Source organism: Shewanella sp. 10N.286.52.C2, from assembly GCF_002874545.1.
In the GTDB taxonomy this organism is placed as follows: domain Bacteria; phylum Pseudomonadota; class Gammaproteobacteria; order Enterobacterales; family Shewanellaceae; genus Shewanella.
In genome coordinates, this window is sequence record NZ_MCTV01000037.1 from 19,222 (window position 1) to 44,381 (window position 25,160).

Here is a 25,160-nt window from a genome sequence, read left to right on the forward strand (position 1 = left end):
CTAACAATAATAAAATTTTACGCTAGTTTTAAAGAGCAGTGATTTTTAGACCTTGCCAATATTGAAGGGCTCCTTCATAGCAATGGGCTAATTAAATAGGAGAAAATTGTGGACCATCCTTGGATTAATAATTTACCAGAAAATGTACCAGCAGAAATTGACTCTGAACAATTTACCTCTTTGGTAGACATGTTTGAAACAGCAGTGTCTAAATATGCTGATCAGCCTGCTTTTATCAACATGGGGGCGACATTAACCTATCGTAAGTTAGAAGAAAGAAGTCGTGCATTTGCTGCCTATTTACAAAACGAACTCAAGCTTGAAAAAGGCGATAGAGTCGCGTTAATGATGCCAAACCTGTTGCAATACCCTATTGCACTGTTTGGTATTTTACGTGCAGGGATGGTAGTGGTAAACGTCAATCCACTTTATACCCCAAGAGAACTTAAACATCAGTTAGTCGACTCTGGCGCTAAGGCTATTGTGGTGGTATCTAATTTTGCCCGCACCCTTGAAGAAGTCGTTGCAGAAACACCGGTAGAATCTGTGATTATCACCGGGCTTGGTGATCAGCTTAGTGCACCTAAACGCACCCTAGTTAACTTTATTGTTAAATATATCAAAAAGATGGTGCCTAAATATGATTTGCCACATGCATTATCTTTCAGACAGTCGCTTACCAAAGGTCGCCGTTTACAATATATCAAGCCTGAGATAACCACTGATGACTTATCATTTTTACAGTACACCGGTGGTACCACAGGTGTTTCTAAAGGCGCAATGCTAACTCACGGCAATGTGGTCAGTAATGTCTTGCAAGCTAATGGTGCCTATTCGCCAGCCTTAAAAAATGGCTCAGAGTTTGTGGTTACCGCTTTACCGCTTTATCACATATTTGCATTAACTGTTAATTGCCTATTGTTTTTACACAAGGGCAGTAAAAACTTACTTATTACTAACCCAAGAGATTTGCCAGCATTTATTGGTGAACTTAAGAAATATCCATTCACAGCCTTAACTGGGGTTAATACCTTATTTAATGCCTTAGTGAATAACGAAGATTTTAAAAATTTAGATTTTAGCCGCTTAAAGTTCTCAATTGGCGGTGGCATGGCGGTACAAAAAGCAGTGGCTGATAAATGGCAGGCCATTACCAAAACGCGCCTGTTAGAAGGTTATGGTTTAACCGAGGCATCACCACTAGTGACCTGTTGTCCTTATAACCTCGAAGGTTACAATGGCTCAATTGGTTTTCCTGCTCCTTCGACTTTCATTCAAGTCCGAGATGATGACGGTAAGGTATTAGCCCAAGGTGAAACAGGTGAGTTATTTGCTAAAGGCCCTCAGGTAATGAAAGGCTACTGGCAACGCCCAGAAGAAACTGCCAAAGTGATTGATAAAGATGGTTGGTTAGCCACGGGTGATATTGGTTACATGGATGAGCAAGGCTTCTTTTTTATTGTTGATCGTAAAAAAGACATGATTTTAGTTTCTGGCTTTAATGTTTTCCCTAACGAAGTGGAAGACGTGGTGGCATTGCACCCAAAAGTGGTTGAAGTTGCTGCTGTTGGTGTTCCAAATGATGCAAGCGGGGAATTAGTTAAGATTTTTGTCGTTGCAAAAGATAACACTGTGACTGAACGCGATCTCATTAAGCATTGTCGCCAACATTTAACAGGATATAAGGTACCAAAACTGGTAGAATTCAGAGATGAGTTACCCAAATCCAATGTAGGTAAGATTTTACGACGAGAACTTCGAGACGAAGTTAAATCAGCGTAAAGTAAAGCCGGCAATAGCCGGCTTTTTATTAGCTTTATATTGGTTAAAAAGATAAAATTGGAGCGTATTTTGTTATCGTTTGAATATATCAGCGACCCAGAAAGTTTAGCGAAATTAGTAGCACAGTATCAGCAAAGTGAATTACTTGTGCTTGATACCGAATTTGTTAGAACACGAACTTATTACGCAAAGTTAGGGCTTATTCAAGCCTATGATGGTAAGACGCTAGCGTTGATTGATCCCGTTGCCTTAGCTGATTTATCAGCATTTTGGCAGTTATTGTCAGATACGAAGATCACTAAACTTGTTCATTCATGCAGTGAAGACTTAGAAGTGTTCGCGCGCTATGGTCAATGTCAGCCAAGTCCCTTATTTGATAGTCAAATTGCAGCGACCTTTACAGGCCTAGGGCATGGTTTAGGTTACGCGAAACTGGTTAATACCTTTTTAGATATCGAAATAGATAAAGGTGAATCACGCACCGACTGGATGAAACGTCCACTGACTGATGCACAACTGCAATACGCTGCAAATGATGTGTTTTACCTTTACAAGCTTTACCCGCAATTGTTAGCGAAAATACAACAATCTAACCGTATGGATTGGCTACTTGAAGAAGGTGAGCGCATGACAGAAGGGCGTTTAACTCCGCCTGATGAAGAGCTTGCTTATTTAAAAGTGAAAAATGCGTTTCAACTATTTCCACAGCAGCTCGCTTACTTAAAAGTATTAGCTACTTGGCGCTTACAAAAAGCGTTGAAAAAAGACTCAGCCCTTGGGTTTATCATTAAAGATCATGCCTTAATTGCATTAGCTAAAAAACAACCTAAGACAGTGATTGAGCTTAATCAGCTAAATGATCTAACAGAGCATGAAAAACGCTTTCACGGTAAAGAACTGATTAAAGTGTTACAAACTGCTGACTTAAACAATCTGCCTGAAGCAGTAGATGTAATCGCTCTGAAAAATGGTTACAAAGCCTCATTTAAAGAAGTGAAAAATATTCTTATTCAGGTGGCTGAGCAACATGACGTTGCTATTGAGTTTATCGGTTCTAAACGTTTAATTCATGAGTTTTTAATGTGGTTGTACAATAAGCAACCTGCAGAAAAACCATTGTTATTAAAAGGCTGGCGCGCCAAGCTAGTAAAAGATGCCCTAGTTGCAATCAAGTTTAGCTAAATAGACACATCAAGTGTAAAAATTGCTGCTACAAAAAAGCCAAGAGTAAACTCTTGGCTTTTCTTTACGCTCTGTGACTAGAGAGTATTTTTTACAAGCTCAGGTACAAACTCAGGCTTATTTACCTTCAGGTAAGGTCACATTTAGTTCTAATACAGATAGGTTTTCATCATTTTGTTCTAATTGAACCGATACCTGATCTTCAGAGATATGTACATATTTTCTAATGACTTCAAGGATCTCTTGTTTCATTTTCGGAAAATAATCTGGCGCGTCACGTTCACCACGTTGGTGCGCAACAATAATTTGTAAACGCTCTTTAGCTGTGACCGCTGTGTTGGTTTTTTTGTTACTTTTAAAGTAGTCGAGTATAGACATAGTTAGCTACCAAATATCCTTTTTAGGAATCCTTTTTTCTCTTCTGTCAGAAATCTAAATGGTACTTCTTCACCAAGTAAACGTTGTACAGTATCAGCATAAGCAAGACCTGCATCACTTTCGTCATCGATAATTACTGGCACACCAGAGTTTGAAGCTTTTAGCACTGCTTGTGACTCAGGAATGACCCCAAGTAATTTAATTGCCAAAATCTCATTCACATCTTCAACACTGAGCATTTCACCTGTTTTAACTCTAGCAGGAGAATAACGTGTTAGTAATAGAAACTCTTGAATAGGTTCTAAATTTTGTTCAGCTCGACGTGAACGGCTTTGCAACATTCCCAAAATACGGTCAGAATCTCGTACTGAACTGACTTCTGGGTTGGTGGTAACAATAGCAATATCAGCAAAATACAATGCCATCATTGCGCCTTGCTCGATTCCTGCCGGTGAGTCACAAACAATATAATCGAAATCTTTGCTTAGCTCTTCTAATACACCGCCAACGCCTTCTTTAGTCAGGGCATCTTTATCACGTGTTTGTGACGCGGGTAAAATAAACAGTTTGTCACAACGCTTATCTTTGATTAATGCTTGATTAAGATTGGCTTCACCATTGATCACATTGACAAAGTCGTAAACGACTCGTCGCTCACAACCCATAATTAAATCGAGGTTTCGTAAACCGATATCAAAATCAATGACGACTGTTTTCTTTCCTTTCAAGGCTAAGCCAGTCGCTATTGCTGCGCTTGAGGTTGTTTTACCAACACCGCCTTTTCCTGATGTGACAACAATAATCTGTGCCATGTTGTTATATATCCTTTTAAGTTGCCACTTACTGTGGCAATGATTCAACCATGAGTGTTTCGCCATTTAAGCGAATGCAGCCGCGTTGGTCACTGCAGTTTTGTTGCAAATGCTCAGCTAACCAATACTGCCCAGCAATAGAAACGAGTTCGGGGTCTAATGCATTGGCAATAATAATACTATTAACATCGCCAGACGCCCCGGCCATTGCTTTGCCACGTAATGCACCGTATATATGAATGCTACCATCTGCAATGACTTCTGCGCCATTGCCAACCGCACCAAAAATGACTAAATCAGCATTTTTTGCGTAAATTTGTTGTCCTGAACGGATATTTTGCTTAACTATTTTGGTTTCTTTTAATGGCGCAGGCATACTTTTAGCTTGTTTGCCTGATTTAACCACTGCAAGGCCTAATAGTTTGGCTTGGCTACTAATGCTTTCATTTGCTGATGTTACACCCACTATAATGAGTTGGTTATCAGTAAGAAGTTGTTTTAATGCGGCTAAATTAATGTTTTCTTGCTCAATTGCACTTAAATTTAAGATTAACGGTGCACCAATAAAAAACTGTGGCGCTTGGGATAATTTACTTTCTAAGTCAGCTGCAATAGCGTTGAAATCATGGGTGTTGATATGGAGTACTGAAAGCGTGAAAGAGGTAGCTTTTAACTCGAGACTTTGTGTGGCCATCCAGGCTTTACTCTCCAAAAAATGTCAGTCTAAGAACTGAATTACAATTAATTTAATCATTGTCCATGTTATAGTGTGCGTTGTTTACTATCAAGCAAGAAACAGAGGAATTTAACCCCAAGATGATTTGTACTGTATATAAAAGTAGTCGAAAAGTTGATACCTATTTATTTGTCGAGAAGCGTGACAATTTCGATGCCGTTCCTGAGGCTTTAATGAAAATGTTTGGCGTCCCCAAACTGGTGATGATGGTGCCTTTATTAAAAAGAACTGAACTTGCCATGGCCGACATTGAAAAAGTAAAAGCTGAGCTTGCTGACAAAGGCTACTATTTACAAATACCGCCCCCTGTTGTTAATTTACTGGCAGAGCATCGTAGAAGTTTAGGTTTAAATGACTAGCGATATTTTTTAAAATAGTTATAGTTTGTTTATGATATAATTATATATTTTACTATTCCGGTGCCTGCTAAAACGTGTTAACGTTTAGTTAATAAAAATAAGAATAGCAATGCTGAGTTAATTTAGGACAATTTATGATTTGGAAGATCATTTCATCTGTAATAGTTTATTTATTGGCTGTGAATTTGGTTTTTGCGCAGCAAGATATTAGTTTTGATGATTATTTAGACTCACTTAAAGATAAAGCTATCGTTGCGGGTATTTCCTCAAACACGATCGATGAACATTTCTCAAAAATCAAAGTGTTTAAAAGAGCCACAGTAAAGGGCTCTGAAACCAGTTTGAATCTAGAAAGTTACATACCTAAAAATGTACCTGAAATAACCGTCGTTACCGCAAGAGCTATGCTCAAAGAGCAACAAGACGCTATCGTTGCTATTGGCGATCGTTATGGTGTTCAGCCACGTTTTTTAGTTGCGCTATGGGGATTAACCTCAGAGTTTGGTGAGCAACAAGGTAATTTTCCGATTTTATCTGTCACCGCATCCAATGCTTATTCTGGCAATCGTGAGCAATTTTACATTGATGAATTTATTGCTGCTTTACGCATCATTGAATCTAATGATGTTCAATACGAGCAATTAATCGGTTCATCAACTGGCGCTATGGGCCACCTACAATTAATGCCGTCACAGTACTTAGCTTTTTCGCAAGATGGTAATGGCGATGGCAATAAAGATATTTGGAATAATCAGTACGATGCCTTTGCAACTGCAGCATCAATGCTGCAGGCATCCGGTTGGCGTAATGATGAAACCTGGGGGCGTCAAGTTAGCTCAATTGAAGCATTAGCCGTGGAAGATACCGGTATAGACAATGCTAAAACGTTTAATGAATGGCAAGCGCTTGGTGTACGTCGCTATAACGGTAATGATTTGCCCAAGCGTGATGATATGCAAGTTGCTTTGTTAATGCCTGACGGTGAAAAAGGTCGCCAATATCTGGTGTATAATAATTTCAAACTGCTTCAAAAATGGTCTAACAGCGAACATTTTTTATTAACTGTGACTTACCTTTCTGAACGAATCAAAAATCCGCCAATCAATTAGTGGTACAATAGCGGCAATGTTATTTTATTACTATTGAACTATGTCTTTTTGGAATGAAAAAAAACTCGAAGAAATGAGTATCGTGCAGTGGGAATCACTGTGCGATGGTTGTGGAAAATGCTGCTTAAACAAATTAATCGATGATGAAACAGAAGAGTTGTATTACACCAATGCAGCTTGTCATTTGTTAGATGATGAATCTGGCGGTTGTCGACGTTATCCTGAACGCTTCAAATATGTTCCAGCCTGTACGGCCATTACTGCAGATAATGTAGCTGAATTAACATGGCTACCAGATTCTTGTGCTTATAAGCGTTTATACCAAGGCAAAACGCTTCCCAGCTGGCATCCTTTACTGACAGGTTCTAAAGAGGCCATGCATGAAGCTGGCATATCGGTGAAGGGTAAAACCATTAATGAAACCAAAGTACGTGAGCTAGAAGACTATATCGTACTTTGGCCATTAAAAGACGTTGAATAGTCATTTTTTATTTAGCTGGTTTTACTGCAGGAATGATTATTACTGCCAGTACGACTAAATAAACGATAAAAGTGACAACCATCCATTGCGCCATGCTTACTGATAAGAATGTCCAAGGCGAGTCACTGCACATGCCAGTAGGGGAAAACACTGCTGGGAGCCATTTATCCAGTGGCATCCATGTTGGAAATTCAGGGAAAAATGAGCAGGTGGAGAAAGGCGATGGGTCGACCTGTAGTTTATTAAGTTCAAGTGATAACTTTAATCCCCAGGCAGCACTGACTCCCCAAGCTCCGATAGCTATTATTCTGGTTAACCAGAATTTTGGTGCTATCAGCCCCACCATAGCGGCAATAATTAATCCTAAAACCGCCACTCTGACATAAATGCACATGACACATGGGGCTAAATTCATCACGTATTGGAAAAATAGCGCAGCAGCCTCTAGGCCAATTGCTGACATAAGTAATATTAACCAAGCGCTACGTGAACGAGTGAAACTCTGTAAACGATTCAAATCAAACTCCTTTCGATCTTATATTTATTATTAGTATGAAAACTCAACGGGATATAAAAAAGCACCCTCATTAGAGGGTGCTTAATTGATAATGTTCAAATTATTAAACATTAATGCCCGCTTGCAGCGCCAATAACGTCTTTCGCAGTATGATGAATAATGATGTGACTATCATAAAAATACTGGGTCATATCGGTTAAGAAGCCAGATTCAATAGTAACAACACCGACAATTGACAGTACAATCGTATAAGGCAGTGCCATCCAAACCATACGGCCATAGGACAGTCTTACTAATGGTGCTAAAGCAGAGGTCAGTAAGAATAAGAATGCAGCTTGACCGTTAGGGGTCGCAACAGAAGGCAGGTTAGTACCTGTGTTAATCGCCACAGCTAATAAATCAAATTGGTCACGGGTGATTTGGCCACTGATTAATGCTGCTTTTACTTCATTAATATAGACAGTACCCACAAACACGTTATCGCTCACCATCGACAATAAGCCATTAGCAATATAGAACACCACTAACTGGGCGTTACCTTCAAAGCTTAGTGCCCATTGAATAACAGGGGCGAATAAATGTTGATCAATAATCACACCAACCACGGCAAAAAATACCGCAAGTAAGGCTGTGAAAGGTAAGGCCTCTTCAAATGCTTTACCAATCGCATGTTCATCTGTCACGCCATTAAATGCCGTGGTTAAGATGATAACGGATAAACCAATCAAACCAACAGAGGCTAAATGGAAGGCTAAACCTACGACCAACCAAATACCTACAAGAGCCTGAACAACCAGTTTCATCTTATCGGCAGTGGTTCTGTTTGCATCTTCATAGGCAGCATAATCGCTTAAAATTTTATGAACCGCATCTGGCAGTTGTGCGCCATAGCCAAACCATTTAAATTTTTCAACAATGAAGCAAGTGGCTACACCCGCGATTAATACTGGCATGGTAACAGGTGACATACGAATAAAGAATTCACCAAATTGCCAATGAGCTTGGGCTGCAATGATTAAGTTTTGTGGTTCACCGACCATAGTACAAACACCGCCAAGAGCAGTACCTACACCAGAGTGCATTAGTAAGTTTCTTAAGAAACCACGAAAAGCCTCTAACTCTTCATCGCATAACTGTTCACGATCTTCTTTAGTGTGGTCATGATCTGAACTAAAGTCTTTACCTGATGCCACCTTGTGATAAATCGAGTAGAAACCAACGGCTACAGCGATGATAACCGCGATAACTGTTAGGGCATCTAAAAAGGCCGACAGAAAAGCAGAAGCGGTACAAAACATCAATGAAACAACAATTTTTGAACGTACTTTAGTGATCATTTTAGTGAATACAAAAAGTAGCAATTGCTTCATGAAGTAAATACCAGCAACCATGAAGATTAATAATAATAATACTTCTAGGTTAGCTTCTATTTCATGTAGAACTTGTGTGGGGGAGGTCATGCCTATAATTACAGCTTGTATGGCGAGTAAGCCGCCAGGCTGTAATGGATAGCATTTTAGTGCCATTGCAAGGGTAAAAATAAATTCTACTACCAGTACCCAACCTGCGATGAATGGGCTGACATAGAAAAATAATAATGGATTTATAACGAGGAACAACAATATTGCATATTTATACCATCTTGGTGAATTACCCAAGAAGTTATGAAAAAATGCATTACCAGCAGTTGACGGCATAATAGCCTCTCCAGTTGTGATTTTGTGATAGTGAAATTTACTGGAAGGAATTTCGTGACAAATAGAGCGACGTATTTACAGCTGACTTTGAATAAGACGAATTACATTGTTTCTAAACTATCTTGCTCAGTAAACAATTTTTCGTCATAGCCTTTTTTATCAGTCATTTAAACGCATTATATTTGTTAGGTTCAAAATTCGTTAGCTGTATCGCTAACTTACATCCTTTTGTTTGACGCGGTATTTTAGCGCAAACTTCATTGATTGTAATCCAAGAAAATCTATCATTCGACAAATAGCCAACGAATATAACTGCTACGTCACAAACTTATCTGCGATTGGTGAAAAAGTAACCGGTAACAAGGTTAGATCTAGGCTTTAACTGCTATGTATGGTGTGTATTTATATTTCCTCTGGTATGATCTGTCTATTGGTTAACCACGGGATGTTAAAGTTGACAATTATCAATGCAAAGGGTCCTGCAAGTTTTGCAGAAAAATGGATTGTGCGTTCCATCTGGGAAAATAAGTTTCCACCGGGGTCGATATTACCCGCAGAGCGTGAACTATCAGAATTAATTGGCGTAACAAGAACAACATTAAGAGAAGTGTTACAACGATTAGCGCGTGATGGTTGGCTCAAAATTCAACATGGCAAACCAACCCAAGTGAATAATTTTTGGGAAACCTCTGGCTTAAATATTTTAGAAACTATTGCTGATTTAAACCCTGAGGGATTCCCGTTATTGGTTGATCAGCTGCTTTCAGCGCGAGCCAATGTGAGTATTATTTATTTTCGCGGCGCCATTAGAAATAACCCAGAAAAAGCTCAAGCGGTATTAGCAAAAATTCATCAGTTAGAAGACACTGCTGAAGCTTATGCTGATTATGATTATGAATTACATCATGCGTTAGCGTTTTCTTCAGGAAACCCGCTCTATGTTCTTATTCTTAATGGTTTCAAGGGATTGTATAGCAGAGTAGGTCGCTATTATTTCTCGAGTGAAGAGGCGCGAGCGATCTCACTAGATTTTTACAAAAAGCTTGAAGTTTTAGCCATTGAGCACAAATACAATGACGTTAATGGGTTGATGAAATCAAATGGCATTAACAGCGGCGTTATGTGGCAAAAGTTGCGTGATGATATGCCTGCAGAGATTGCTATCAGTAATAAATAATAGCTAATTAATACAGTAAAAAACCAACCGCGAGGTTGGTTTTTTTATGGCTTAAGTTTAATGGAACTCAATAGCAGTGATTACATGGTAGTCATCTTAGTTTCTGCTTTAGCTGGGGGGCATTGCGACAACTTAGTTACATTACCAGACTCTTCAAGTTGCTCAATGCTGACATCAAAGCCCCATAAACGGTGTAAATGCTTTAGCACTTCTTCGTGGCTGTGGCTCAGTGGAATACGTTTATTGGGGATGTAGCGTAATGTTAATGATCGATCACCATTAACTTTTACTTGTTGCACTTGGATATTTGGCTCTAGATTTGACAAGTTATATTGCTGTGATAATTTTTCTCTGATTAAGTGGTAACCACTATCATCATGAATAGCTGAAATAGATAAACGGTTACAACTATCATCATCTAACACACTAAAGAGCTTAAAATCTCGCATAACTTTTGGCGACAGGTATTGGCTTATAAAGCTTTCGTCTTTAAAGTTTTCCATTGCAAATGTAACCGTCGTTAACCAGTCGCTTCCGGCTATCTCAGGAAACCAACGTTTGTCTTCTTCAGTAGGGTGCTCACATATACGCCTGATATCAACAAACATGTTAAAGCCCAAAGCATAGGGGTTTATGCCACTATAATGTGGGCTATTGTAAGCTGGCTGAGCGACCACAGCAGTATGACTTTGTAGAAACTCCAACATAAATCTATCTGTCACAGTGCCTTGATCAAACATATGATTCAAAATGGTGTAATGCCAAAAGGTGGCCCAACCTTCGTTCATTACTTGGGTTTGTTTTTGCGGATAAAAATATTGCGCCATTTTCCGCACAATTCGAACGATTTCACGTTGCCAAGGTTCAAGTAATGGGGCGTTCTTTTCGATAAAATATAAGATATTTTCCTGTGGTTCTTCAGGAAATTTAATTTCATTTTCCGCTTTTATGTTATCAGGGTTAACTGGTACGGTTCGCCACAGGTCGTTAACCTGACTCTGTAAGTAACTCTCACGGTCTTTTTGGCGCATTTTTTCTTCTTTAAACGATATTTCAGCAGGGCGTTTATAACGGTCAACACCATAATTCATTAATGCGTGACAAGAGTCGAGGGTTAGCTCAACTTGCTCAACACCGTAAGTTAATTCGCATTCTCGGATGTAGTTTTTAGCAAACACCAAGTAATCAATAATCGAGCTAGCATCGGTCCATGTTTTAAATAAGTAATTATTTTTAAAGAAACTATTATGGCCAAAACAGGCGTGAGCCATCACAAGGGCTTGCATGGTAATGGTATTTTCTTCCATTAGATAAGCAATACACGGATCGGAATTAATCACAATTTCGTAGGCTAATCCCATTTGACCGCGACGGTAACCTTGCTCCGTTTCAATAAAACGTTTGCCAAATGACCAATGGGTGTAACCAATAGGCATACCGATACCTGCATAGGCATCCATCATTTGTTCTGCGGTGATCACTTCAATTTGATTGGGATAACTTTCTAATTTGTAAAAAGCCGCTACTTTTTCAATTTCTGCCATGTAGGTTTCGAGTAGGTCAAAGGTCCAATCAGGGCCATCATCTAAAGGCTGTTTACCATGGGCTTTAGGCTGTGATTTTTCGGCAATATTGGCTGATTGTGCCGTGTTTTGTAGCTCTTCAATGCCAGCACTTTTGTCGTCAGTAGTCGGTTTTGTCATTGTGACTCCTTAGCTAGGCTGCTTTTTGAATAATTCACGGAACACTGGATAAATATCGTCTACTTCTTTGATGTGTTGTACGGCGATATTGCCAAATTGTGCTTGTAAGGTTTCATATTCACGCCAAAGCGTTTGATGCGCTCTACGGGTTATTTCGATGTAACTAAAATAGCGAGATACCGGTAATATTTTCTCAGCAAGGAGTTGCCTACAAGCTGGTGAGTCATCAGCCCAATTATCGCCATCAGAGGCTTGTGCGGCATAAATATTCCACTCATCAGCAGGGTAACGTTTTTGCTGAATTTCATGCATTAAATTTAAGGCACTAGAAACAATGGTACCGCCTGTTTCTTGTGAGTAGAAAAATTCATGTTCGTCTACTTCTTTTGCTTGGGTGTGATGCCGGATGTAGACCACTTCAAGATTTTTATAGGTCTGGGTTAAAAATAAATACAGTAAAATATAAAATCGTTTTGCCATATCTTTGGTGGCTTGATCCATTGAACCTGAAACATCCATTAGGCAAAACATGACTGCTTGGCTAGATGGTTTTTCACGTTTGGAAAAATTATTAAAACGTAAATCGAAACTGTCTATAAAAGGCACGCTATCGATACGCTTTTTAAGATCTTCAATTTGCTGTTTTAAATCCATGATCAACTCAGCTTGGGTGCCGGGGGTATTTTCAAGCTCGTGAAACTGCTTAATAAGCTCGGCGAGTAATTTCTTTTTACCTGCAGTCATGGCAATGCGTCTAGCCAATGAAGATCGCAGTGAGCGGACAATATTGATATTGGCTGGTACGCCGACATTAGTGTAACCAGCGCGGTATGTTTCAAACTCAACCATTTGCTTGGCGTTAGTTTGCTGTAAATCCGGTAACGCCAAATCTTCAAATAACAGCTCTAAATATTCATCATTTGAGATTTCAAACAAGAATTCATCTTTACCTTCGCCGCTATTAGAGGCTTCACCTTCGCCACTACCTTGTCCGGCTGCGCCGCCTTTGGGGCGCTCAATTTGATCACCTTTATTAAACTGATCGTTACCTGGGTGGACACGCTCTCTCACACCGCCTTGTCCTTGATGAAATGTCGGTTCGCTGATGTCACGTGTTGGGATACTGATTTTCTCGCCTTTATCGATATCAGTAACACTTCTTCTGGTTACGGCTTCACTGACTGATTTTTTGATTTGCTTTTTGTAGCGTTCAATAAAACGTTGCCTGTTGACGGTACTTTTACCTTTTGCATTGAGGCGTCTATCAATAAAATTTGCCATACACAACTCCTAATTGACTTTGCCCTTAACGGTTTTTAGCGCATAAAGGTAAGGGCAAAGTTAGCAATACTTATGACGATTTACGTACCCTCAAGTACCACTCTGAAAGTAATCTGACTTGTTTTTGGGTATAGCCTTTTTCCATCATGCGATTGATAAAGTCATCGTGTTTACGTTGATCATCTGCTGAGGTTTTCGCGTTAAAAGAAATAACCGGTAATAAATCTTCGGTATTGGAGAACATTTTTTTCTCAATCACCACTCTGAGCTTTTCGTAACTGGTCCACAGTGGATTATTACCGTCATTATTGGCTCTAGCACGTAATACAAAGTTGACGATCTCATTACGAAAATCCTTAGGGTTACTGATACCAGCTGGTTTTTCGATTTTTTCTAATTCAGCATTTAGCGCTGAGCGGTCAAATAATTGGCCAGTTTCTGGATCTCTAAACTCCTGATCTTGAATCCAAAAGTCTGCATAAGTGACGTATCTATCAAAGATGTTCTGACCATATTCTGAATAAGACTCTAAGTATGCGGTTTGGATTTCTTTACCGATAAATTCAACATACTTAGGAATGAGATAACCTTTTAAAAACTCGAGGTACTTTTCACTTAACTCTGCAGGGAATTGTTCCTGTTCGATTTGCTTTTCAAGTACATAAAATAGATGTACTGGGTTTGCAGCAATTTCAGTATCGTCAAAGTTAAACACTCTAGATAATATCTTGAATGCAAAACGAGTTGATAACCCCTGCATTCCTTCATCGACACCGGCATAATCACGATACTCTTGGTACGACTTGGCTTTAGGGTCAGTATCTTTTAACGTTTCACCATTGTAGACGCGCATTTTGGAGTAAATAGAGGAGTTCTCAGGTACTTTTAAGCGTGACAGAATACTGAACTGAGCTAAAGTTTCTAGGGTGCCAGGGGCACAAGGCGCTTTGGATAGTTCGGAGTTTGACAGTAATTTTTGATAAATTTCCATCTCTTCAGAGACCCGTAAACAGTAGGGCACTTTTACGATGTAAACTCGGTCTAAAAATGCCTCATTGTTTTTATTATTTCTAAAAGTGGTCCACTCAGACTCATTGGAGTGAGCTAAAATCATACCGTTATATGGCAAGGCAGATAAGCCCTCTGTACCGTTGTAATTACCTTCTTGTGTGGCTGTAAGCAGTGGATGCAACACCTTAATTGGAGCCTTAAACATTTCCACAAACTCCATCACCCCTTGGTTCGCACGGCATAATGCGCCCGAGTAGGCATAAGCGTCAGCGTCATCTTGTGAAAAATGCTCTAACTGACGAATATCAACTTTACCCACCAATGCTGAAATATCTTGGTTATTCTCATCACCGGGTTCGGTTTTAGCGATAGCGGTTTGATCTAAGATCGAAGGGTAAACCTTAACTACTTTAAATTTAGTAATGTCCCCACCAAATTCATGTAAACGTTTTACTGCCCATGGTGACATGATGGTTTTAATATAACGTGGTGGAATCGCATACTCGTTAGTTAGCAGCTCAGCATCTTCATCGGGATCAAATAAGCATAAAGGGTGATCGTTAACGGGGCTGCGAACGCCATTGGCACTTAAGATGTAAATAGGCACCTTTTGCATTAAGGCTTTGAGTTTTTCTGCTAATGATGATTTACCACCACCTACTGGTCCTAACAGATAGAGGATTTGTTTTGATTCCTCTAGACCTTGGGCAGAATGTTTAAGGTAAGAGACAATTTGTTCAATGGACTCTTCCATGCCATAAAAATCAGTAAAGCTTGGATAGTAAGAAATTAATCTATTTGAAAAAATTCTACTGAGTTTAGGATCTTTTGAAGTATCGATGGTTTTAGATTCACCGATGGCCATTAACATCCGTTCGGCCGCCGACACATAAGCACTTCTGTCTTCCTTACAGATTTCAAGAAACTGCTGCAGTGAGTATTCTTCGTCTAGTTTTTGCTCATAACGTTGTTGGTAATGTTCGAATATGCCCATAAGAAACCCCTTTAAACTAAGGTGAAAGTACTTGAGTGACAGCGCATTTATGGTGTTAAGCCGATTTTAATTTAAACAAAATAGTAGTGCTTTTTAATGGCCGTTAGATAAAGTCTAGGTCAGGGATTTGAGATTAGCGAATAGGGAATTGTAAAAAATTCTAATAAAAACAAAGATAAAACGTTGCAAATGCAACTGTTGCAAATGTAGTTGGTCGGTTTGAGCAGTAACGATAAAACAGAAACACTAAACATGAACCAATAAAAAAGGAGCTAATTAGCTCCTTTTATTCATCTCATTGTAAACTTGTTAGCATTTAGCCAGCGAAGTTTGCGTTAACGAATTCCCAGTTAACTAATTCCCAGAAAGCAGCTAGGTAGTTAGGGCGAACGTTACGGTAATCGATGTAATAAGCGTGTTCCCAAACATCAACAGTCATCAATGGTGTTACTGACTCGTCAGTTAAAGGAGTCGCAGCATTGCTTGTGTTAACAATAGCCACAGAACCGTCAGCATTTTTAACTAACCAAGTCCAAGCACTACCAAAGTTGTTTACTGCAGAATCAGTAAATTTCGCTTTGAATTCTTCAAATGAGCCGAAAGCTGCATTAATTGCTTCAGCGATAGCACCCGTTGGAGCACCGCCAGCATTAGGCGCTAGACAGTTCCAGTAAAAAGTGTGGTTCCAAATCTGAGCTGCATTGTTGAATACGCCACCAGTTGAAGTTTTTACAACTTCTTCTAAGGTTTTGTTTTCAAATTCAGTACCTGCAACAAGACCATTAAGCTTAACAACATAAGTGTTGTGATGCTTACCGTAATGGAATTCGATAGTTTCTTCAGAAATATGTGGTACAAGTGCGTTCTTAGCATATGGTAATGCTGGTAATTCGAAAGCCATTAGTATCTCTCCATGGACTTAGGTTATCGTTTTATATACCTTTTGGTATGACATGCTCACCCTGACATTGTACTTAAAATTTTTGTGATGTGAATCATTGTTTGATGAAATATGTCGATACAGTCAATCGAAAAAATCATTTTCTAACAAAACCCTACAAACTGTGGGATTTTGTTATGATGAAAGCTGGCGTACAATAGCCTTAGATTATTAAGTAGCACTTAGGAATAAAAATGGAAACAGTAGACAAAATTAAGCAGCAAATTAGTGAAAACCCTATCATTGTTTATATGAAAGGCTCTCCAAAATTACCAAGCTGTGGTTTTTCATCTCAAGTCGCGCAAGTGATGATCAACTGTGGTGAGCAGTTTGCTTTCGTAGACATTTTACAGCATCCAGATATCCGTGCTGAATTACCAAAATTCGCTAATTGGCCGACATTCCCACAGTTGTGGATTGAAGGTGAGCTTATCGGTGGTTGCGATATCATCACTGAGATGTACCAAAAAGGTGAGTTACAGCCAATGATCACCGCAACAGCTGATAAGTTCCGCACTGAAGAAGACGCTGAATAAGTCATTTTTTGTTGCGCCTGTAAGCGTTAGCTTCGAATTTTTCAAAGCTTAAACGCAAAATAGATGAACTTTTAAAGTAAAAACCCTTAATTTTCTTAAATTAAGGGTTTTTTGTTGCCTATAATTTGTTGCCTACAATAGTAATATGGAATTAAAACTTAATCGGCTTGAGGCTCTTTTGGCATAGGTAAGACTAAATTCATTACAATCGCCACTAAGCCACATAGGCTAATGCCTGTCAGGCTAAACTCACCAATACCAAAAGCCATTCCCCCAATACCGAACACTAAAGTCACCCCAACAATGCTGAGATTACGTGGCTCATTTAAATCTACCTGATTTCTAATTAAGGTATTTAAGCCAACTGCGGCGATGGAGCCAAATAATAAACACATAATGCCGCCCATAACGGGTAACGGAATTGTTTGCATCAATGCGCCTAATTTACCAATAAACGCTAACGTGATCGCCGTGATAGCAGTCCAAGTCATTATTCGCGGGTCAAAGTTTTTTGTCAGTGTTACTGCGCCAGTGACTTCACTGTAGGTAGTGTTTGGTGGTCCGCCTAGTGCTGAGGCCGCAATGGTGGCCACGCCATCACCCGTTAACGTACGGTGTAGCCCAGGCTTTTTAAAGTAATCCTTACCTGTCACATTTGAAATCGCTAATAAGTCGCCAATATGCTCAACGGCTGGCGCTATGGCTACGGGGATCATAAACAGTATCGCTTGCCAGTGAAATTCAGGGGCAACAAATTTGGGAACAGAAAGCCAACTTGCCTGCGCAACTGGACTAAAATCAACAATACCGAACGCCAAGCTAAAGCCGTAACCCACCAAAATACCGGCAAGGATCGGCATTAGCTTAAGCACACCTTTGGCAAAAACGGCAATTAACACAGTGGTCGCTAATGACATTAGCGCGATAAATAGTGCAATTTCTTGTTCAACAATAACGCTACTACCGTCACCTGTTTTACCCAGCGCCATGTTAACGGCCATAGGCGCAAGGCCCAAACCGATAATGATAATGACAGGCCCAACAACAACCGGAGGTAAAAGCTTATGAATAAAGCCACTCCCTTTGACCTTGACCATCAAACCTAACAGCACATAAACGAAACCTGCCACCATGAGTCCACCCATTGTGGCGGGAATGCCCCATGTTTGTACCCCATACATAATTGGCGCTATAAACGCGAATGATGAGGCTAAAAAAATAGGCACTTGGCGCTTAGTGATGATTTGAAATAACAATGTGCCAAATCCGGCAGTGAATAGGGCGACACTTGTATCAAGCCCACTTAACAATGGCATTAATACTAAGGCACCAAATGCAACAAACAGCATTTGTGCGCCCTGTAAGGGTATGAACAAGCGTTTCATATAAATCCTATGTTTATTATAAATGAGAGTTTCGAATTTAAGATAAGTGAAATTGCTAATAATGTCTGTATTTTAGATCATCTTTAACAGCCTTTTGCTGCAAATTACAGCACTGTAATGTAATTTTAGAAGTAAAATTAATATGCTACACTTCGAACACTTTTCTTAGATTGCGTTTACTTTGCCATGTTAAAACTTTTAATTCAGTTCATTGTTATTGGTTGTGTGTTTGCCCTAAACAGCTTTGCTGTTATTGCTGCTGAAATCGCTTTACTCGATGAAGCTGATGTTGTGGTAACTTCTCGAGCCACAAATGAACGACAAGTTGCCTTAAAACAAGCGCTATCCACTGTATTTATAAAGAATTCGGGCTTAACTTCAGTGCTTGAACACCCATTGATTAAAAGTCTTATTAACAAGCCTGAATCCTTACTGACTCAATACGGCTACAGCCAAGTGGATGATGAGTTAGTGTTAAAGGCAAACTTTGATCATAAACGTATTATTTCGGCCCTTCGTGAAGCAGAATTACCAGTGTGGGGCCGCCAACGCCCATCAACTTTGTTATGGATGTCTATCGAAAATGCTGGCGATAGAGCTATTTTAGCGGATGCAGCTGAATCTGATATTAGAACGCAAATCGATTTAGATGCCAATAATAAAGGCATTCCAATCCTGTTACCTGTGATGGATTTAGACGATGTGATGCAAGTTAATGTCTCTGATGTACGAGGCATGTTTGCCGATGTGGTTGCCAATGCATCAAAACGCTACCAAGCGGACTATTTTGCCATGGCCGATATTGATCAAGTGGGCGGTTTTGTGCGCTTTAATGTAGCTTTATTTGATAAAGGCAATGCTAGCGGTGTTATGCAGCCTTTAATTAACCACCAAGCAGAAGTCGCGGATTACGAGCAAGCAACAGATGAAATCTTATCAAGGTTAGCGGGATATTTTGTTAGCCAATATGCCTTCGCTGACTCAGGAAACAGCGCCCAAACTAAGTTAACCTTAGTAGGGGTTCAAACTATGGCGCAATTAGTTGACATTGAAGCTTACTTAACCCAATTAAGTGCGATTAAGTCGGTGAGTTTAAGCCAGTTTAAAGCTGATACCGTTACTTACAACTTATCGTTATTTGGTGATGCCAGCGATTTAGAAAAATTACTGAGTATTAATAAAAGACTGACGCAAATTGATACTGTTAACACAGTGGTTCCACCCAATTTAAACGCTGGGCAAGAAAACAGTATCAATAATGTTGATCCTAATCTAGATTCTGAAACAACAGTGTCATTAATCTATCAATGGCATTAGATTGAGTGTGTTATACTAACTGTCGCTTGTATTAATTATTAGAGAATTTTTGAGTGACCCAAAACTCACCAAAACAATTATCGTTACCAGTTTATTTACCTGATGATGAAACATTTCAGAGTTATTACCCTGCAGTAGGTAACGATGAGTTAATCCAAAAGCTACAGGCTGCCGCTGAAGGCAGCCTTGCTTCTAGTTTGTATTTATATGGTCCGGTAAAATCTGGCCGTACTCACTTAATGCACGCAGCTTGTGCGCACGCGAACGATTTAGAGCGCCGTACTTTATATATCCCACTTGGCATTCATGCCAGTATTTCTCCTGAGCTATTTGAAGGTATTGAGTCGTTACAACTAATTTGTATCGATGATATTGATGCCATTGCAGGACACCCAATATGGGAAGAGGCGCTGTTCCATTTATACAATCGTATTGAAGAGCAGCAAGATTGTCGCTTGATTGTAAGTGGCACCTCATCACCAACTGAAGCTGGTTTTGCATTACCTGATTTAATTTCACGGATGCAGTGGGGCTTGATATATCAATTACAACCCATGGCAGACGAAGAAAAGTTAGTGGCATTACAGCGGCGTGCAGCGATGCGTGGTTTGCAGCTTTCTGATGAGGTGGGGCGCTTTCTGTTAACTCGCATGGCTCGAGACTTACGTACCTTATTCGATGTGCTTGATAAGCTAGATAAAGCTTCTATGGTGCATCAACGTAAATTGACGATTCCTTTCATTAAAGAAATGCTGCGATTGTAAGTGACAATTTTTTATAATTGAGTTTTACGCTTTTATGAAAGCTTACAATCTAAAATAAAAAACCACCGATTAAGGTGGTTTTTTATTGGTAGTCACAAAAAATTGGTTATTTTCTGATTTGGTTAACGCGAAGGTATAGGCATATCTCTGTGCTCACGACCCACTTGTATAGCGGGTCTATTATGCAATGTCACGGCTGTAGAGTTCGCACTGATGTTAGACATAGTGGTAACTCTGGACATTGACCTAGATAAAGCGGGTGATATATCGACATTATCAAACCAATCTTGGCCGGCAATCATGTTTATTGGCGCAGGTAAGCCATTTAATAACGATTCACCATCTACTTCAGGCATCATTTGATTAATAACAAATGCAGCTCGGGTTGAGAGTTCGTCTGCGCCAATGCGGCCTCGCTGCCCCCAATCTACGATTAAGTTATCGGTATCTGTGACTGCCACATCCCTTTGAATTTGATAACGATGACTCATAAAGGCTTCTTCAAACAACATTGCGGCGTCTTCACGAGTCGACGAGTAGTTATAAAAATCATTAGCATAATCGGTCAAAAAGAAGCTAGTGACATCACTAGGTACATAGGCTTTTTGAGTTGCGTCAGCGGTTTCACCTAAAAAGCTGACGGCGGCTAAACCATACATTTCAGCGCTGGTTAATGGCTCAATATTCTGCAATTGATCAGATACCAGTGAATTGCTATTTGCTCTACGATAGAAGTCATCAATTAAAGTCGGGCCTTGTAACTGGCTATGGGTCGAACGCGGGAAAAAGTCATTAGCGTGAGCTAATTCGTGATACATCAAACTGGCTAAGCGCGGTGTAAGATCTGCAATAGTGCGCGATTGACGGATTGCCCGATCATAACTAATAGATACATAGTCATTATTTTTCACATAACGCCACGGCATAATAAATTTTAAATCGTTACCAAAGTCACTACGATAATCAGGTGCTTCATTGATGGTGTCTCTTTCCGTCGGGCTTAACCATAAATACTCAGGGTCGAGGTAAATAGCGCCCGTAGCCACCCAGTAAAATGATGGTCTAATATCATAGCTAATGACAACTGCGCTTACTGATTGTAATAACTTGATAAAATCACTGTTAGGATCCGCTTCAGTTAAAAATTGCTCAAAGTTTCGGCCCATCCAGTCATGGGAAACAACCACTCTATCCATGACATCAGCAATGGTTTCTGAATCTAATTGCTGACCAATTAACGGCAAGTCATTGAGCTCACACGTTTGGTTTAACTGGTTAGAGTAAACACACCGCTGCGCGTTAATTGCATAAGGTGATGCACTGTTATAGGCATAGGTTTTAGCGATGGGGCTATCAAAGTAGGGCGAGGTGATGGCGTTTTGTTTCGTCACTAATACAAAGACTTCATCGGTTAAGGTTTCACCGGCAAAGTCTGCGGTCACTTTAAGGCCAACAAAGGTATCTTCTGCAATATTATCTGGTGCGGTAAATAGTGGCCTTTCTGCATTGGTTAAATCAAGGCTAATTTGTTGGTCTGAAAAATAACACCATTGTATGTTAGATGGCACTTGGTTGTTGATCTGACCAAGGCGCAGGCTGACATCATTACCTGCAACAACTTGATGATCGCTATAGACATTTAACTGTTGCGACATTTGCGCAGCACTGATGGAAATTTTGTCGCTGTAAGAAATTTGGCCACTGGTTGCCTCGACAGTGAAGCTATAGTCTGCAGCTTCAGGAATATAAAATGCCAGCACTGGGCTGTTTTCTGAGCTGATATCTAATGCAGGTCCTGCAGTTTGTTGCCAGTTAAACTGGTAGTCGTTGCTGTTTTGGTTACTGACCCCAACAGTAATACTGGCGGATTGATTGACGTAATATTGCTGTTCAACATTAAAATTCAATTCTGTGCCATTATTAACGGTTGTTAAACCGGAGCTGGTTTCGCAGACATTGATGGGCAATGTGGTTTCAGGGGCTCCTGGCGAAGATGAGTCAGAGCTACCGCCACAGGCTGACAGAAAAGTCACTGAGGCGAGTATAGCTGTAATAGCCATGTTATTTTTCATACACAATCTCCGTTGCTTTTGCATTCTAATCTAAAAATGTTATCAAAAATCAATATAGCATGGAGTCTTGCTTGCAAAAAGAACGGTGAAACTATTTGGTAACCTTTTCTTTACTTGTTACTTACTTATCTTTTTATCTACTTGTCACTTACTAGGTGCTTGGTTATGGCGAAGTGATTTGCTGTTTTTAAATAAAAAAGCGCCCAAAGGCGCTTAAGTAATTTCGTTTATAAGTAGCAAGCTTATATTATTGGTCTTTGGACTTTTTCTTTAAACCTAAGCCTAGTTCTCTACCACGTAGGCGGGCATAAAAAGGAAAAGCGACTAACAGTGCGCTAATAAGTACAGATTCAATAAGCGCAAAATATAATGCATCTTCTGTGACATACAGCAGGGTTAGTCCATGTAAAAGGTATAAGCATAAAATGAAACTTGCCCAGGCATAAGTGTATGGCTTACCCGTTAATATCCCTTTAATGGGCAGTAACAAAGGGGCTATCCATAACAAATTAAAGGCTAATGAATATTCACCTGTCATGCCTTGCTGGATAAACCAGCCAGTAAGCAGCATTAATAATGAGACATAGCCCACACGGCATAGTTGAAATAAGGTATGTGTTGTCATGGTTATTCTCACAAAATGGCTAACACATTTTCAGGTGGTCGACCTACTGCAGCTTTGCCGTTTGCAATAGCAATAGGGCGCTCAATTAATTTAGGGGTGTTAATCATGGCGTTGATTAATTGCTCATCGGTTAAATTAACATCCGCAAGGTTTTGTTCTTTGTATTCGATTTCTTTAGTGCGCATTAGCTCTCTTGGACTGATTGCTAACATGGCTAAAATAGCGCTAATTTCGTCGCTAGAAGGAACGTTTTTTAAATATTCAACAATGTTTATTTGAACATTTTGTGCTTCTAGTAACGCAAGGGTTTGGCGGCTTTTTGAACAGCGAGGGTTATGATAAAGGGTAACAGTTGTCATTAGATTGCTTCTTTTTTATATTTTGGGGCATATTAACAAAAAAATCTAAGCAATGGTTAGCTATCTGATAACTTAACTCACCATTGCTTAGCGGTAATTATTTGAGAGCGTCAAGCTCACGTTTAGCTTGTCTAAATTGGCGGATCCTCGCCTCAATTCTGGCAACTTGTAACGATTGGCCTTCTGAGTGGCGATAGGCATAGTTAAGTTGATCAATCGCGCCATCATAATTGGCCGCTAAGGCCATGACTTCAGCATTAGTATAATATTCAAGTGCCTTATTACCCATTTTGCGATAGGCCTGAGTTAAAATTTGATAAGGCAATATATTTTGCTTATCTAGAAATATAAGATCTTCTAATAGCGGAATGGCTTTTTCGGGTTGTTCAGCTTCCACATACACGTTGGCAAGGTTAGCTGAAATTACTTGCGACATAGGTTTAAGCTTATTGTGATGCAATAACATCTCAATGGCGCCGTCAAAATCTTTCTTTTGAACTAACAAATCAGTTTTAGTATCAATATAAAACAGATTGTTTGGCTTATTTGCTAACAAGTCATCGATAATATCTTCTGCTTCAGTAAAGCGTTTCGCTCTAAATAGAGCCAATGCTTTCCCATAAAGTGCAGCACTTTTAAAGCTATAGCTTTCTTTTTTTAGTTGCTGCTCAAACATAGATAAAGCCGCTTGTTCACTGTAACTTGAAAAGCGCACTTGAATACGCGCTTTAGCAAGTTGGTAGTTTAACTGATCAGGGATATATCGATGAGGAAACTGGGTTGCGCGGTTACGGGCATCGGTAATACGTGACTCGGGTAATGGGTGAGTCAGTAGCATTTGCGGTGGCGTAGTAGTAAAGCGATAGCGTATAGCAAGCTTAGAGAAAAAATCGGCGGCGCCATTGGGGTCAAATCCCGCAGCTGCGAGCGTTTGCATGCCAATTCTATCAGCTTCTCTTTCATGTAAACGTGTGTAGTTAATGCGTGATTGTGTAGATAACGCTTGGGTTGTAGCTAACGCTGCCATACCTGCTTGTGGCGCAGCAATGGTTAATAAAATCGCCCCTAACATCCCCACAATAGTAGCAGTAGAACTTTTTTCTTGTGCTTCTAACGAACGGGCTAAGTGACGTTGCGTTACGTGAGTAATTTCATGGGCAAGTACAGAGGCTAATTCGCTTTCTGTGTCGGCATTAAGAAATAAGCCAGTATGTACGCCTACATGGCCTCCGAAAAAAGCAAAGGCGTTAATTTCATCATTTTTTAATAAGAAAAAGTAAAAGGGTGTTTTTACTCCAGTGGCGTGGGCAACCAGTTTATTGCCAAGTTCTGACATATATTGATTCAGCACAGGATCACTAACAATAGGTGCTGATGAACGAATGACCCGCATATAGGCATCGCCATATACCATTTCTTTTTCTAAACTAAAGGTATTGACTGCGGCAGTACCAAGATCGGGAAGATTGTTACTGGCAAAGCTTTTTGCCACACCAGCGGTTAGCATTAAGGCAACTGCAGTTGTTACAACACTTTTTGAGAATTGGGTAAACGATAATTTGCGCAAATGTAACCTTTATTATAATTATTTAAATAGGGTGGTAAGCAATTTAAGCTAAAGCGAATTACTTGTACTTTACTATCCTTGCTAGGATAATGGCTAGAGAATTTTTTAAGCAAATTTATAATGAAATTAATTGATTTAACTGCATATCAATGCCCGTATCCTTTGGTACAAATCAAGTTGGCATTGAAGAAGCTCAAGCTCGGTGAATCGCTATCTTTCAGTATCTCTGACTCTGGTTCACGTCGAGATGTTCCGCAGTTTTTAAAAAAAATGGGTTATCAGCTCAAAATAACTGATGAAAGCCCTAACTCTCTGTCTTTTATGGTTACGAAAGGTAACAATTTAACTGAATAATTAGGCTGACTTAAGATTAGTT

The 25,160-nt window shown here is 39.7% G+C and carries 24 protein-coding genes; 10 read left to right on the top strand and 14 right to left on the bottom strand.

Annotation, left to right across the window (positions count from 1 at the left end):
• The first annotated feature begins 108 nt into the window (after nt 1-108).
• Nucleotides 109-1,782 carry a long-chain-fatty-acid--CoA ligase FadD gene (gene fadD, locus BCU94_RS13180; RefSeq protein WP_102437289.1) on the top strand — a complete coding sequence of 558 codons (1,674 nt, stop codon included), beginning with the start codon at nt 109-111 and terminating at the stop codon, nt 1,780-1,782.
• Between the two features lie 69 nt (nt 1,783-1,851).
• A complete protein-coding gene (gene rnd, locus BCU94_RS13185) occupies nt 1,852-2,964 on the top strand; it encodes a ribonuclease D (RefSeq protein ID WP_102476621.1) in 1,113 nt (370 codons plus the stop codon).
• Between the two features lie 117 nt (nt 2,965-3,081).
• On the opposite strand, the gene minE is transcribed toward rnd, so the two are convergent.
• The 3 genes from minE to minC are packed head-to-tail and all read right to left on the bottom strand — an operon-like array spanning nt 3,082 to nt 4,848.
• The gene (minE, locus tag BCU94_RS13190) at nt 3,082-3,342 is read right to left on the bottom strand and encodes a cell division topological specificity factor MinE (RefSeq protein ID WP_076537720.1); all 261 of its coding nucleotides are present in this window, start codon (nt 3,340-3,342) and stop codon (nt 3,082-3,084) included.
• A 2-nt stretch (nt 3,343-3,344) separates the two neighbouring features.
• On the bottom strand, nt 3,345-4,154 hold the full coding sequence (gene minD / locus BCU94_RS13195) for a septum site-determining protein MinD (protein WP_076537724.1): 810 nt from the start codon (nt 4,152-4,154) through the stop codon (nt 3,345-3,347).
• A 28-nt stretch (nt 4,155-4,182) separates the two neighbouring features.
• Complete coding sequence (minC, locus tag BCU94_RS13200; RefSeq protein ID WP_076537727.1) at nt 4,183-4,848, bottom strand: septum site-determining protein MinC; 666 nt, start codon at nt 4,846-4,848, stop codon at nt 4,183-4,185.
• A gap of 122 nt (nt 4,849-4,970) precedes the next feature.
• Between minC and BCU94_RS13205 the strand changes: the two genes are divergently transcribed.
• The 3 genes from BCU94_RS13205 (at nt 4,971) to BCU94_RS13215 (ending at nt 6,839) form a co-directional block, all read left to right on the top strand.
• A complete protein-coding gene (locus BCU94_RS13205) occupies nt 4,971-5,249 on the top strand; it encodes a YcgL domain-containing protein (protein WP_102437293.1) in 279 nt (92 codons plus the stop codon).
• Between the two features lie 134 nt (nt 5,250-5,383).
• Nucleotides 5,384-6,358, top strand: a complete 975-nt coding sequence (locus BCU94_RS13210) for a lytic murein transglycosylase (protein ID WP_102476622.1) — start codon at nt 5,384-5,386, stop codon at nt 6,356-6,358.
• Nucleotides 6,359-6,398: 40 nt separating this feature from the next.
• Nucleotides 6,399-6,839: a YcgN family cysteine cluster protein gene (locus BCU94_RS13215; RefSeq protein WP_102476623.1), complete on the top strand. Its 441-nt coding sequence runs from the start codon at nt 6,399-6,401 to the stop codon at nt 6,837-6,839.
• A 7-nt stretch (nt 6,840-6,846) separates the two neighbouring features.
• On the opposite strand, the gene dsbB is transcribed toward BCU94_RS13215, so the two are convergent.
• On the bottom strand, nt 6,847-7,356 hold the full coding sequence (dsbB, locus tag BCU94_RS13220) for a disulfide bond formation protein DsbB (protein ID WP_102437299.1): 510 nt from the start codon (nt 7,354-7,356) through the stop codon (nt 6,847-6,849).
• A gap of 110 nt (nt 7,357-7,466) precedes the next feature.
• Entirely contained in the window at nt 7,467-9,053 is a 1,587-nt protein-coding gene (nhaB, locus tag BCU94_RS13225; RefSeq protein ID WP_102437301.1) for a sodium/proton antiporter NhaB, read from the bottom strand.
• Between the two features lie 445 nt (nt 9,054-9,498).
• Here nhaB and fadR point away from each other — a divergent pair, with 445 nt between their 5' ends.
• On the top strand, nt 9,499-10,230 hold the full coding sequence (gene fadR / locus BCU94_RS13230; protein WP_102437303.1) for a fatty acid metabolism transcriptional regulator FadR: 732 nt from the start codon (nt 9,499-9,501) through the stop codon (nt 10,228-10,230).
• Between the two features lie 80 nt (nt 10,231-10,310).
• Here the strand turns inward: fadR and BCU94_RS13235 are convergent, their stop codons facing one another.
• From BCU94_RS13235 to sodB, 4 genes are all read right to left on the bottom strand, one after another.
• Nucleotides 10,311-11,933, bottom strand: coding sequence for a SpoVR family protein (locus BCU94_RS13235; protein ID WP_102437305.1), 1,623 nt, complete (start codon nt 11,931-11,933; stop codon nt 10,311-10,313).
• Between the two features lie 9 nt (nt 11,934-11,942).
• The gene (locus tag BCU94_RS13240; protein ID WP_102476624.1) at nt 11,943-13,214 is read right to left on the bottom strand and encodes a YeaH/YhbH family protein; all 1,272 of its coding nucleotides are present in this window, start codon (nt 13,212-13,214) and stop codon (nt 11,943-11,945) included.
• A 70-nt stretch (nt 13,215-13,284) separates the two neighbouring features.
• Entirely contained in the window at nt 13,285-15,219 is a 1,935-nt protein-coding gene (locus tag BCU94_RS13245; protein ID WP_102437308.1) for a PrkA family serine protein kinase, read from the bottom strand.
• Nucleotides 15,220-15,535: 316 nt separating this feature from the next.
• Nucleotides 15,536-16,120: a superoxide dismutase [Fe] gene (sodB, locus tag BCU94_RS13250; RefSeq protein WP_102437310.1), complete on the bottom strand. Its 585-nt coding sequence runs from the start codon at nt 16,118-16,120 to the stop codon at nt 15,536-15,538.
• 233 nt (nt 16,121-16,353) lie between these two features.
• Here sodB and grxD point away from each other — a divergent pair, with 233 nt between their 5' ends.
• Entirely contained in the window at nt 16,354-16,695 is a 342-nt protein-coding gene (gene grxD, locus BCU94_RS13255) for a Grx4 family monothiol glutaredoxin (RefSeq protein WP_076537750.1), read from the top strand.
• Between the two features lie 158 nt (nt 16,696-16,853).
• On the opposite strand, the gene BCU94_RS13260 is transcribed toward grxD, so the two are convergent.
• Nucleotides 16,854-18,080, bottom strand: coding sequence for a uracil-xanthine permease family protein (locus tag BCU94_RS13260; protein WP_102437312.1), 1,227 nt, complete (start codon nt 18,078-18,080; stop codon nt 16,854-16,856).
• 186 nt (nt 18,081-18,266) lie between these two features.
• Between BCU94_RS13260 and BCU94_RS13265 the strand changes: the two genes are divergently transcribed.
• Together BCU94_RS13265 and hda are read left to right on the top strand one after the other, a co-directional pair.
• Nucleotides 18,267-19,397, top strand: a complete 1,131-nt coding sequence (locus BCU94_RS13265; protein WP_102476625.1) for a DUF2066 domain-containing protein — start codon at nt 18,267-18,269, stop codon at nt 19,395-19,397.
• A gap of 53 nt (nt 19,398-19,450) precedes the next feature.
• Entirely contained in the window at nt 19,451-20,161 is a 711-nt protein-coding gene (gene hda, locus BCU94_RS13270; protein ID WP_076537757.1) for a DnaA inactivator Hda, read from the top strand.
• A 122-nt stretch (nt 20,162-20,283) separates the two neighbouring features.
• Here the strand turns inward: hda and BCU94_RS13275 are convergent, their stop codons facing one another.
• From BCU94_RS13275 to BCU94_RS13290, 4 genes are all read right to left on the bottom strand, one after another.
• The gene (locus BCU94_RS13275) at nt 20,284-22,233 is read right to left on the bottom strand and encodes a hypothetical protein (protein WP_102476626.1); all 1,950 of its coding nucleotides are present in this window, start codon (nt 22,231-22,233) and stop codon (nt 20,284-20,286) included.
• A gap of 247 nt (nt 22,234-22,480) precedes the next feature.
• Nucleotides 22,481-22,858: a DUF2069 domain-containing protein gene (locus BCU94_RS13280; protein ID WP_102437317.1), complete on the bottom strand. Its 378-nt coding sequence runs from the start codon at nt 22,856-22,858 to the stop codon at nt 22,481-22,483.
• Nucleotides 22,859-22,866: 8 nt separating this feature from the next.
• A complete protein-coding gene (gene arsC, locus BCU94_RS13285) occupies nt 22,867-23,217 on the bottom strand; it encodes an arsenate reductase (glutaredoxin) (RefSeq protein WP_102476627.1) in 351 nt (116 codons plus the stop codon).
• Nucleotides 23,218-23,314: 97 nt separating this feature from the next.
• Nucleotides 23,315-24,724 (bottom strand): M48 family metalloprotease, encoded by a 1,410-nt coding sequence (locus BCU94_RS13290; RefSeq protein ID WP_102476650.1) that lies wholly within the window; start codon nt 24,722-24,724, stop codon nt 23,315-23,317.
• 180 nt (nt 24,725-24,904) lie between these two features.
• Here BCU94_RS13290 and BCU94_RS13295 point away from each other — a divergent pair, with 180 nt between their 5' ends.
• Nucleotides 24,905-25,138: a sulfurtransferase TusA family protein gene (locus BCU94_RS13295; RefSeq protein ID WP_102437321.1), complete on the top strand. Its 234-nt coding sequence runs from the start codon at nt 24,905-24,907 to the stop codon at nt 25,136-25,138.
• Nucleotides 25,139-25,160 lie beyond the last annotated feature (22 nt).